3 protein-coding genes are annotated in these 12,315 nt (G+C 70.8%); all 3 read right to left on the bottom strand.

The genetic code is table 11. The features are described from left to right. Positions 1-9: 9 nt before the first annotated feature. On the bottom strand, positions 10-2,805 hold the full coding sequence (locus H9640_RS15635; RefSeq protein WP_191791704.1) for an immunoglobulin-like domain-containing protein: 2,796 nt from the start codon (positions 2,803-2,805) through the stop codon (positions 10-12). 114 nt (positions 2,806-2,919) lie between these two features. Then, the gene (locus H9640_RS15630) at positions 2,920-7,797 is read right to left on the bottom strand and encodes a family 43 glycosylhydrolase (protein WP_191791767.1); all 4,878 of its coding nucleotides are present in this window, start codon (positions 7,795-7,797) and stop codon (positions 2,920-2,922) included. A gap of 334 nt (positions 7,798-8,131) precedes the next feature. Further along, positions 8,132-11,962 carry an alpha-L-arabinofuranosidase C-terminal domain-containing protein gene (locus tag H9640_RS15625; RefSeq protein WP_191791703.1) on the bottom strand — a complete coding sequence of 1,277 codons (3,831 nt, stop codon included), beginning with the start codon at positions 11,960-11,962 and terminating at the stop codon, positions 8,132-8,134. Between the last annotated feature and the right edge of the window lie 353 nt (positions 11,963-12,315).

The following is a 12,315-nucleotide window of genomic DNA, read 5'->3' as shown; positions in this document are numbered from 1 at the left end:
GTCAGCGCATCAACCGCACGCGAGGGCCGGGTACGAGGCCTCGATCGTCGCGGTCACGGGCGAGGCGCCCGTCGTGCTCGCGGTGATCGTGACGACCCCCTCCTCGACCGAGCCCTCGCGCGTCGCGAACGCCTGGGACGCCGACCTGCCGGGAGCCACGCCGGTGAACGTCTTGGACCCGAACGGCGAGGTCGCCTTGAGGTCGACCGGCACGTCCTCACGGTTGACCGCACGCACCGACACGGCGACCTTGCCCGCCACGCACTTCGCCGTGGCCGAGACCTCGACCGCGAGGTCGGGGTCGGGCTCGGGGTCGACGGGGGCCGTCACGGTGACCGTTGCGGCGGCCCGCGTCGTGATCGACGGACCGAACGACCCGCTGACCGCGAACGTGCCGGCCTGCGCCCAGGACCCGGGGTCGACCGCGTCCCACGTGACCGCGAGGTCCTTGGTCGCACCGTCGCCGTACGTCGCGGCGACCGTGGCCGGCAGCACGGGCGCGGTGCCCGCGGCCGTCGTGACCGTGACGGGGGCGGCCGAGGCCACGAACGCGTCGGGCTGGTAGTGCGCGAGCAGGCGGTCGTACTCGGCCTGCGTGACCGGGAGCACCGTGCCGTGGCGAGGGCTCACAGGCAGCGTCGCGGGCTCGGACTTGGTCCAGACCCCCGAGTCGAGGTCCGTCGACTCGAACGGGACGTAGCCCTTGCCGCCGTGGTAACTGGGCTGGTCCATGAAGACGTACCACTTCTCCTCGGTGTTGGACTTGAAGACCGTGGGTCCCTCGCCCGCCGTGAAGGTGCCGCCGTAGCCGTTGGGCTGCCCCACGCCGATGTTCTCGGTGATGAGGTCCCAGCTCGTGGCGCGCAGGTCCGTGGACTTCTCGCTCCGGACCGTCATGTACTTCTCGTCCTTGATGAAGCGGTAGTACGTGTCGCCCACCCTGGTCACCGAGGCGTCGATGATGCCGAGGCCCGTGCCGCGCTTGTTGTCGACCCAGATCCGCGGCTCGCTGAAGGTCACGAAGTCACGCGTCGTGGCGTACATCATGCGCTGGTAGCTCGTGGCGATCTTGCGGTCGCTGCTGTCGGTCGTCGGGTAGAGAGCCGAGGCCCAGTACACGACGTACTCGCCCGCGGCCTCGTCGTAGAACGCCTCGGGGGCCCAGGTGTTGCCCGCGTAGTCGCTCGAGACCTTGACCATGCGCTGGTCGGACCAGCTCACGAGGTCGGTCGACTCCCAGACCATGAGGCTCAGCGAGCCGCGCTCCTGCGCGTTGCCGAAGTTGTTGCCGCCGTAGATCTTGAGGTCGGTCGCGACGAGGAAGAACTTGTCGCCCTCGGGCGAGCGGATGACGAACGGGTCGCGCAGACCCTTCTCCCCCAGGCCCGAGCGCAGGACGGTCTTGTCGTCGTTCAGCTCCTGCCACTTGAGCGGGTCGTTGCCCTGGCTCGCGGCGAAGTAGATCTCCTCACCGTCGGCCGTGCTCTCGCCCTTGAAGTAGGGGAAGAAGTACGCCGCGGGCTCCTGGGCCTCGGGGGCCTGGCGGACCGTCGCGGTGCGGGGCTGGGTCGAGGTCGCGGTGCCCTTGGTCGCGGTGACCGTGAGCGTCACCTCGGTGTCGCCCGCGCCGTGCACGGGGCGGTGCACCACTCCCGTGTCGCTCACGGTGCCGGGCGCCGAGGACGTCCACGTCAGGGTCGAGCCCTGCGCACCCTTGGTCGGGAGCGTGAGGTTGCCGCGGACGTCGGCGATGTTGGTCACGACGGCGTGCTGCGCGTCCCAGGCGGCCGCCTGGGCGTCGTCGAGGGCCGGGGGGACGACCACGGTGAAGGCCCGCGGGAGCGTCACGGCGCCGCGCGTGACCGAGGCCGTCAGGGTCACGCTCGCGGCCGACCGGCCGGCGGCGGGCTGGGTGACCTTGCCCGACGACGTCACGACGTCCGCGTGCGAGGTCGTCCACGCGATGGTCGAGCCCTGCGCGCCCGTGACCGGGAGCGTGAGGTTGCTCGTGACGGCGCTCGTGTCGCCCAGGTCGAGGGCGGCGGCGTCGGCTCCTGCGGCCGCTGCCGAGGTCTTCTGCGCGAGGGCCGTGACGTCGTTGGCGGGCAGCGCCCGGTCGTAGACGCGGAAGTCGCGGACCTGGCCCTTGAGGTACTTGTCGCCCGAGTAGAGCGAGCGGCCGATGTAGTTGGCGGTCGTCGTCCCGGCGCCGATCGAGCCGGGGGTCGTGGTGACCGCGGTGTTCTGCGCGACCTGGACTCCGTCCTCGTAGAGGGTCCCGGTCGTGCCGGTCTGCGTGTAGGTCAGGTGCTTCCACACCCCGCGCGCGAGGTTGGTGCCCTTGGTCGTGTTCTGCTCGGTCGACCAGTTGCCGGACGCGATCCCGGTCCGGTAGGCGTTGCCCGTGGTGAACAGGTAGCCGTTGCCGTTCGAGCCGCTCGTGTTGCCCATGCCCCAGATGAAGTAGGGCGTGGCCTGGGCCGTGTCGACCAGGACGTCGAGGTCGACCGTGACCGAGGTCAGGTTCTTGAGCAAGCTGTCGGGGAGCCGGACGTGGTCGTCGGTCCCGTCGAGCGTGATGCCGTTCGCGCTGCGCGCGGCCCCGACGACCGTGGCCGCCCCGAACGTAGAGCCCGGCGCGGAGTTCGCGGCCGACGTGCCGCTCGCCTCGTCGAGCTTGTACCAGGCGACGAGCCCGGCCTCGGGCAGGGCCGGATCAGCGGCTGCCACGGCGGTGGTCGTCAGCCCGGTGCTCAGGGCGACGGCGACGCTCGCTGCAACGAGACGTCCCCTGGTTCTTCTCACGATGTGCTCCTTCGGTTCGTGGTGCGGGCGGGACCCTCGCCGAGAAGTGAGTAGATGCCCCTCTTGAGCCCACATCTGGGGCATCTACTCACTTCTCGGCGGGAGCCAGGTGGGTCAGCCGCAGCTGGTCGGTGCGTAGGTGACGTCGTAGGCCGTGGTGACCGGGGCGCCGTCGAGCACGGCCTGGGCCGTGACCGTGACCTTCCCGGCCGCGAGCGTCGCCGCGCGGGCCGAGAACGTCTGCGACGCGAGCCTGCCCGGCGCGACCTGGAGGAAGGTCTTGGTCCCGAGCGGCGTGGTCACGACCACGTCGACGGGCACCTCCTCGGTGTTCCGTACGAGCACCGTGAGCGCGGCCTTGCCGGCCACGCACTTGGGCGCGACCGTGACGTCGACCTCGACCTGGGCGGGCTCGGTCACGTCGAGCGGCGGCACGCTCTCGAGCGTCGGGACGACCTTCTGGATGAGGCCGTCCTCACCGAACGTGAGCCGGTCGATGGTCGTCTCGCGGTGGTTCCCGTCGCCGCCGGGGATCGCGAAGCGGTGGTACGCGATGTACCACTCGTCGGTCCCGGGGACCTGGACGATCGAGCTGTGGCCGGTCCCGAGGATGCCCTGGGACACGTCCTTCTCGAGGATCACGCCGCGGTAGGTCCACGGCCCGTCGATGCTCGTCGACGTCGCGTACCCGACCCGGTAGTTCTCCGAGCCCGTGTCGTCGATCGAGTAGGTCAGGTGGTAGGTCCCCTCGCGGTAGTTGAGGAACAGGCCCTCGCGGAAGTTCGTCAGACCACCGAACTTCGTGATGGTGTCCTGCTTGACCGAGACCATGTCGTCGTTCAGCTCGGCGTACAGCGGCGCGTTGCTGCCGTTGCCCCAGAACAGGTAGAACGTGCCGGTCTGCGGGTCCTCGAACGCCGCTGGGTCGATCGCCTGCCCCGTCGTGACGGCCTCCCCGTTGGTGATCATGGCCGTCGGCTGCGCGGTGAAGGGCCCCTCGGGGCTGTCCGCGACCGCGACACCGATCGTCTTGCGGTCGTAGGTCGGGTTGTGGCCCGAGAAGTAGAAGTAGTACTTCCCGTCGCGCTCGATGATGGTCGGCGCCCACGCGTTGCCCGTGGCCCAGGGGACGTCGCCCGCGGCGCCGTCGAGCGTGAGGAACGGCTCGGCCGAGCGCTCCCAGCTCGCGAGGTCGGTCGACTTCCACACGTAGAAGTCCTTGCCGCCCCAGCCGGGGGTGCCGTCCGTGGTCGCGTAGATGTAGTAGACCCCGTCGAAGACCGCGATGTTCGGGTCCGCGTACAGGCCCGGCAGGACCGGGCTGCGCATCTCCTTGGCCTGGACGGTCCACGTGCGCGCGACCCCGTCGGGGCCGGTCACGGTGTAGGTCACGGGCTGCGTGAGGTCCTGCACCGAGCCGTTGGCGGGCGTCACGGTCGCACGGTCGGACACGACCAGGCGAGGCGCGAGCGCGGAGCGGTCGGTGCCGGGCACCACGGGGAGCGTGACCGTGCTGGACCCGCCGTCGACGATCGCGGCGACCTTGAGCTCGGCGAGCTCGGCCCCCGTGACGGCCGAGTGGTCCTGACCGAGGTCCTTGACCTCGTCGGCGCTCAGGGCGTGGTCGTAGACGCGGAAGTCGCGGACGTCGCCCTTGAGGTACTTGTCGCCCGAGTAGAGCGAGCGGCCGATGTAGTTCGCGACCGTGGTGCCGTTCCCGATCGATCCGGGGGTCGTGGTGACGTCGGTGTTCCTCGCGACCTGGATCCCGTCCTCGTAGAGCGTGCCCGTGGTGCCCGACTGCGTGTACGTCAGGTGCTTCCACACGCCGCGGGCGAGGTTCGAGCCCTTGGTCGTGTTCTGCTCGGTCGTGTAGTTCCCCGAGGCGATGGCCGTGCGGTACGCGTCCCCCGTCGTGAAGAGGTAGCCGTTGCCGCTCGACCCGCTCGTGTTGCCCAGGCCGTAGATGAAGTAGGGCGTGGACTGGGCGGTGTCGATGCGCACGTCGAGCGAGACGGTGATCTCCGTCAGCCCCTTGAGCACGTCGTCGGGCAGCCTGACGTGGTCGTCGACCCCGTCGAGACGCACGCCGTCCGCGCCGTTGCGCGCAGCCCCGCCCACGACGGTCGCGGGCCCGACGGCGCTGCTCGGCGCCGAGTTCACGGCCTGCGTGCCGCTCGTCTCGTCCAGGCGGTACTGGACCACCAGACCGGGGATCTCCTTCGTCACGTCGATCGCGACGGTCGCGGTGCGCGCACCGTCGGCCGTCGTGGCGGTCACGGTCGTGCTGCCCGCCGCGACGCCGCGCACGGTGCCCGCGGAGGGCCCGTTGGAGACGACGGTCGCGACCGACGGGTCGGCGCTCGTCCAGGTGACGGTGCGGGCCGTGGCGTTAGCCGGGGTCACGGTCGCGGTGAGCGAGCGTGCCGCGCCGACCGTGACCTGCGTCGAGGTGGGCGAGACCGTCAGGCCCGTGACGGGGACGTCGCCCTCGACCACGGTCACGACAGCCTTGGCACGCACGCTCACGCCGGCGCCGAGCGAGCCCGTGACCTCGAAGGTCCCGGCCTGCGCGTAGCTCGCGGGGTCGATCGCGTCCCACGTGACCGCGGTCTGCGTGGTCGTGCCGGCTGCGGTGCGTGTGGCGACCGTGGCCGGCAGGACCGGTGCGTCACCGACGCTCACGACGGCCGTGACGTCCTGCGCCGACTCGACGAACGCGTCGGGCTGGTAGCCCTTGAGCAGCGCGTCGTACTCGGTCTGCGTCACGGGCAGGACCGTGCCGTGGCGCGGTCGCGAGGGCATCTCGTAGCCCGTGGACATCTTCCACTCGTCGGCGTTGAGGTCGGTCGTCTCGAAGGGCACGTAGCCGCGGCCGCCGAACTCGTCGATGAACAGGTACCACTTCTCCTCGGTGTTCGACTTGAAGATGGTCGGGCCCTCGCCCTGGTTGATGCCGCCGCCGAGCGAGTTGGCCTTGCCGATGCAGTCGGTGATGAAGTCGTAGCTCAGCGAGCGCAGCTCGCTCGCCTTCTCGCCCAGCACGAACTTGGAGCACGGCGTCGTGGACGTGTTGTTCCGCTCGTCCTTGGTGAAGCGGTAGAACTCGCCGTCGTGCTCGATCACGGTCGAGTCGATGACCGAGTAGCCCGGGTCGACCCACACCTGCGGCTCGGTGAACGTGTAGAAGTCGCGGGTCGTGGTGTACATCATGCGGTTGTAGGTGTTGGCCGTGTGGCCCGGGTCGTCCTCCTCGTAGAGCTTGGAGGCCCAGAACACGACGTAGGCGCCGATCGTCTCGTCGTAGTACGCCTCCGGGGCCCACGTGTTGCCCGCGGTCTCCGGGGAGACCTGGACGAGGCGCTGGTCGGTCCAGCTCACCAGGTCGGTCGACTCCCAGACCATGATCGACTTGGAGCCCGTGCGCTGGGACGCGTCCCAGTTGCCGTTGCCGTGGATCTTGAGGTCGGTCGCGATCTGGTAGAACTTGTCGCCCTCGGGCGAACGGATGACGAACGGGTCGCGCAGCCCCTGCTCCCCCAGGCTCGACGTCAGCACGGGCTGGTTGTCGTTGAGGTTGCGGTACCTGAGCGGGTCGTTGCCCTTGCTCAGGCCGAAGTAGACCTGCTCGCCGGTCGCGTAGCCCTCACCGATGAAGTAGGAGAACAGGTAGCCCGCGAAGTCCTGCTGCTCGGGGAGCGCGGGGACCGTCGCGGCGAACGCCCGCGTGGCCGTGGCCTGCCCCTTGCTCACGGTCGCGGTCAGCGTGACCGTCTGGTCGGCCTGGCCGTGCGCGGGGCGCGTGACCTCGCCCGACGGCGTGACGACCGTGGGGGCCGTGGTCGCCCAGGTGACCGTGGTGCCCTCGGATCCCGTGGTCGGCAGCGTGAGGTTGCCGCGGACGTCGTCGAGGTTCTTGACCTCGAGCGCGGCGGCCGCGGCGTCGACGACGCCCTGGTCGCCCGTGCCGGGCACCACGGTGACGTCGAACGTCCTGGTGGCGCTCTGGCCGCGCAGCGAGAGCGTCGCGGTCAGTGTCGCGGTGTGCGCCTGACCGACGGGCTGGGTGATGACGCCCGACGACGTCACGACGCTCGCGTCCGAGGTCGCCCAGGTGACGGTCGAGCCGCCCGTGCCCTTCGCGGGCAGCGTGAGGTTCTTGGCCACGGCGCTCGTGTCCCCGAGGGACAGGGCGCTGACGTCGGCGGAGAGCGACGCCGCGGCGTTCGCGGTGCTGAGGTCGGCGACCTCGGCGGCCGTGAGCGCGCGGTCGTAGAGGCGGAAGTCCTTGATGCGCCCCTTGAAGAGGTTGTCGGCCGCATAGGCGGACTTGCCGAGGTAGTTGGCGGTCGTCTTCCCGTTGCCGATCGAGCCCGGCGTGTGGGTCACGGCCGTGTTGACGCCGACCTGCGCGCCGTCCTCGTAGAGGCGCCCCGTGCCGGCGCCCTGCGTGTAGGTGACGGTCTTCCAGACGCCACGCGCGAGGGCCGCGGACGGCGACTTGGCCGTGTTCTGCTCGGCACCCCACGCGGCGTTCGAGACGGACGCGCGGTAGTTCGCGTTGCCCGAGGAGAAGAGGTAGCCGCTGCCCGACTGCGGTGAGCCCACGGCCGTGTTGCCCAGGTTGTAGAAGAAGTAGTTGCCGCTCAGCGACGAGTCGATCCACACGTCGGCGCTGACCGTCACGGCCGAGTAGCCGGCCAGGAGGTCGTCGGGGAGGTCCACGTAGCTCGAGCCGCCGAACGTGAGCCCCTGCCCGTCGGTCCAGTCTCCGCCGCCGACGAGCGTGCCGTCACGGCCCGAGCCCGAGGCGTCGTGGGCGACCGTGCCGCTCAGCTCGTCGAGCTTGTACCAGAGCTTCAGGCCGTCGGCCGTGGGGGTGGGGGCCTCTGTGGCACTCGTCTCGGTGGCGGCCGGCACCGCCGGGGCGAGCGCCGTCGTCGGGCGTGCGGGGGCCGGGGCCAGGGCCGCCGCCGGTCCTGCCAGGGCCATCGGGGCGAGCAGAGCGATGCTCAGCGCGCCCCCGAGGACGTCTCTCGCCCCGCGGGGGGCCCTCCGTCGGGCCGAGGGCGTGGTCTGCGCCGGGTCGTGTCGGGTGGTCATGTGGTTCGTGGCCTCTCGCCGTCTCGTCGTTGAGCGCCCCCTGCTGGGGGCCCGGGGGGGGGGGGGGGGGGCGGGCCGGCCCCGACGGTCCCCCGCGTCCTTGTGGTGCGGGTGGTGCAGGTACTGCAGGTCGTGCTCGTGCTGTCACCGGCCCGGGTGGACCGGAGGGGTCACGCCGGGTCCGCGAGGTGGTCCCGCGACCCCGGCGGAGCTGGTGCGGCCGTCAGCCGCAGGTCGTGGCCGGGTACTCGACGTCGAACGTGGTCGAGCGGGCCCCCGGCCCCGTGCCGATCGTGCCCACGACCGTCGCGGTCCCCGCAAGGACCGAGACCGCGCGCGAGTTGAACGACTGCGACGCGCTCTTGCCGGGTCCGACCGACGCGAACGTCTTGGTCCCGAACGGCGTCGTGAACGCCACGGTCACGGCTTCGTCCTCGCCGTTGACCGCACGCACCGAGAGGTTCGCGCGGCCCGCGACGCACTGCGCCTTGGCCGTGACCGCGAGGTCCACGGGCTCGGCCTCGGTGCCGGCCGCCTGCAGGCGCAGGAACGTGACCGAGTAGGCCGGGAACGTGTAGTCGAACGCGTTGGACGCCCCGCCCCAGGTCCGCTCGACGGGCACGATCGCCCGCGGGTTCGCCTTGGTGTTGGTGTCCGTGGGCGCGCCGACCATCTCGGTGACCGTGGCCTGGGCCGCGATCTCCTGGCCCGCGACCGTCACGGCCGTGTCCGCCGCGGTCGCGGTCGGGTTGACGACCTTGACCACGAGGTCGCCGGACTCCTCGTCGCGCGTGACGACCTGGTAGAGCGACTTCGCGGCGGGCTGCTCGTACGAGATCTGGAGCTGGCCGTCCAGGTAGAGCTCGATGGTGCTGCCCTGGACCACGACCTTGACCTTGTAGCCCTGGCCCGTCTCGACGCTCTTGTTCTCGACCGCGGCGATCTCGGCGGCGCTGCCGCCGTCGGCCCGCTGGAGGACCGAACGGGTGTTGTTCCAGCCGCCGATGTTCCACCAGTAGTAGTCGTCCGGGCCGCCCGCGGCGAAGCCCACCAGGAACCCCTCGGACCCGGCGATCTTGCGGGCGTCGAGCTCGAGCGTGTAGTTCTTCCAGTCCTTGGCGTACGCGCCCGTGACGATCGAGCGCGCGTCGGTCACGGACGTCGAGGACTGCGTGTAGACGCCGTCCTGCGCGGCCCACGTCCCGGTCACGGGAGACCACTGGGTGGCGTCGTCGAACCCGTCCTGGAACAGGACGTCGCCGCTCGCGTTGTCGGTGACCACGACGTTGTCGTACGACGCGCTGGTCGACCACGTGGACAGGAAGACACCCCCGTCCAGAAGACCGGCCGCGTCGCCCGTGCCTGCCGTGTGCACCGACGGGACGACCTCGTCACCCACGTTGTTCGCGAACAGCTCCTGGACGTAGTAGTTGGGCGTGCCCCACGACTCGTCGTTGTCGAACCAGATCGCGTCGGGCGACCACTGCACGTACGACTCGTTGGAGAGCAGCGGCGCGTACGACGCGAGCTCGACGACGTCGGAGTTGCGCTCGAGGCCCGTCATGAAGGCGGCCTCGGACAGCGCGTTGAAGAACGTGTTGCCGCGCGACGCGTACTCGCCGAGGAACACGTGCGGGCCCTCGCGGTCGTAGTCGTCGTAGCGGTCGGCGTTCTCGAGGAACCAGCTCGGGTCGTTGTAGTAGTGCTCGTCGACCAGGTCGACCTCCTGCGCACGGTTGAACTCCCAGAGCTCGTCGAACCGCTGGCCCGTGTCGTCCGGACCCGAGTTCGAGATGATCTGGACGTCGGGGTACGCGGCGCGCACGGCGTCCTTGAACTTCGGGAAGTTCGCCTCGAACGTCTTGGTGTTCTCCTCGTTGCCGAGTCCGAGGTACTTCAGGCCGAACGGCTCGGGGTGGCCTAGCTCGGCGCGCACCGCGCCCCACTCGGTCGTGACGTCACCGTTGGCGAACTCGACGAGGTCGAGCGTGTCCTGGACCCAGCGCTGGATCCGGACGTCGTCCTTCATCTCGGGGATGGTGCTGCCGCAGCCGTTGGCGCCGACCGACAGGACGGGCAGGGGCGTCGCGCCGAGGTCCTCGGCGAACGTGAAGTACTCGTAGTACCCGATCCCGTACGACTGGTTGTAGCCCCAGAAGTTCCAGTTCGTGGCCCGCTCCTCGACCGGCCCGATGGTCTCCTTCCACTGGTACGTGCGCCGACGGTCGGTGCCGTTGCTCTCGAGGTAGGTGTCGAACGTGCCCGCGTTGGTCACGCAGCCGCCCGGGAACCGCAGGAACTGCGGGTTCATGGCGTCGATCTTCTCGGCGAGGTCCTTGCGCAGGTGGGTCTTGCCGTTGACCGGCCCGACCCAGGTGTCCTGCGGCATGAGCGAGACCATGTCGAGGCGCACGGTGCCTGCGGCCCCCGCGAGGACCGCGAGGCGCCCGGCCGAGGTGGTCTCGGTCGCGGTGAGGGTCACCGAGTACTTCTTCCAGGTGTCGGTGCCGGCGACGGTCACCTTCCCGGTCGCGTAGGTGGTCCCCGCCGCGGCGTCCTCCACCTGCACGGTCAGGTCCTGCCCGACGGCGGAGCGCGCCCACACCGAGAAGTCGTACTTCTGGCCCTTCTCGAGGAAGAGGCCCGTGTTGAAGCCCGCGTTGCGCACGCCCGCGCCGGCCGCGGTCGCGTCGAGCCGGAGGTAGTAGCGGTTGCTGTCGTTGAGGCGCTGCGCGTCGGTCACCACCGTCGTGGTCGCGGTGCCGCCGTTGCGGTCGACCCGCTCCCAGGCCGTGAGCCCCGTGAAGGACGAGTTGTCCGACGAGTTGAACTCGAACGAGCGGTTGCGCACGAGCTCGGCGTACAGCCCGCCGTCCGCGGCGTAGTTGATGTCCTCGTAGAAGATGCCGTACAGGTCGTCGCTCATCTCGACGGTCTCGCCCGCGGCGTCGATCGCGAGCGTGTGCTCGGCCGACGACAGCGCGGTGAGCGTGAGCCTGACGGCCGCGTCCTCGGCGCCGAGCACCAGGGCTCCGTCCGCGGCGCGCACCCCCGCGAACTCCCCGGCAGCGGCGCCCGGCACGCGCAGCGCGAGCTTGCCGCCGCCCACGTCGGTCAGCCGCACCTGGGCCGGGGCGGCGTCGGCGGCCCCGAGCGTGATCCGCCCGTCGCTCGCGACGACCACCGGCAGACCGGTGCCCGCCTGCGCGAGCGTCGCGGCGCCGTCGGGCCCGCCGGCGACCGCCGTGGCCACCAGGCCCAGCGGCGACGCCGGGCGTTGCGCGACGAACGACAGGCCCGTGTCCGTCAGGACGAGGTGCTTGTGGTCGGCCGGGCCGTCGAGCGAGAACGTGCCCGTCGGGACGACGTCCTGGCCCTCGGCCGCGTCGACCGCGACGTAGTCGAACGTCGCGGCGTGCGTCGAACCGTCCTGCGCCGCGAGGGCGTAGAGGCCGACCTGGGTGACGTCGAACGTGACCGTCGTCGAGCCCGCGGGCTTCCAGTCCCCCGCGGTGGCGTCCCAGTAGGACACCGCGAGCGTGTCACCGGTGCGCTGCATGCGCAGCGTCTCGCCCGTCGAGCCCGCACGGTCGGTGAACGACGCGGCCGTGAACTTCCCGCCCGTCTCGTTGTCGAGCTCGATCGCGCGCGCCGAGGGCGACAGGCTGCCCACGTACGTCAGACCTGCACGGACGTAGTTGTCCATGTCCTTCCACGCGATGAGGCCCGCGCCCTGGTAGACCTTGCCGACCGGGGCCGACACCTTGGTCACGACCGTGAAGTCGCCCACGGGGACGTCCACCATGAAGACGTTCTTCGCGGTGTTCGCCTCCTGGTAGGTGTCGCCCGTCTGGGACGTCAGGGTCAACGACCCGGGCGTCGTCGCGAGCGACCACGCCGACGGGACCGGGTTGACGACGTCCCAGGCCGAGCCGAGCTCGGCCGTGTCGAACTGGTCGACCCAGGCGCCCGGCGGAAGGACCGGCTCGGTGGCCGCGAAGGCCGCCGGGGTGACCGCGAGGGCGGTCGTCGCCCCCAGTGCGAGGACCCCCACGGCGGCCGCCCACGGTCGCGCCGTCCGGCTGCGGGACGGACGGGACGTCCGGCCTCGGGTTGTGCTGCGGGCAGGGGAATCAGAGATGATCACGTTGCTCCAACCTTGCTGCGACGAGGAAGGGAGCGATGCCGGGTGTATCCCGTGCGCTCCATTGCTGTACGGGGTGCGCCCGGCAGCCATGCCCTCCCGGTCGTCCGAGCCCGTCCCGGGTACCAGCCGGGACCTGCTCGACCGGGAGGGGGTGGCCTCCGGGTCCTTCTCGGCCCGTCACCCTCGACGGTCCGCGCTGTGACGCCTCGCACGGGGCCCGGCTCCATGGCCGACGCGCGCGAGGCGGTGGTGCTGGGGGG

The sequence above is a fragment of the Oerskovia gallyi genome (genome assembly GCF_014836745.1).
Taxonomy (GTDB): Bacteria; Actinomycetota; Actinomycetes; order Actinomycetales; family Cellulomonadaceae; genus Oerskovia; species Oerskovia paurometabola.
Note: the sequence above shows the minus strand (reverse complement) of the source record. Positions and strands in the feature narration are given on the sequence as shown.

Coding starts and splice junctions, on each gene's coding strand:
- H9640_RS15630 (WP_191791767.1), bottom strand. CDS start 7,797: ATGGCCCTGGCAGGACCGGCGGCGGCCCTGGCCCCGGCCCCCGCACGC.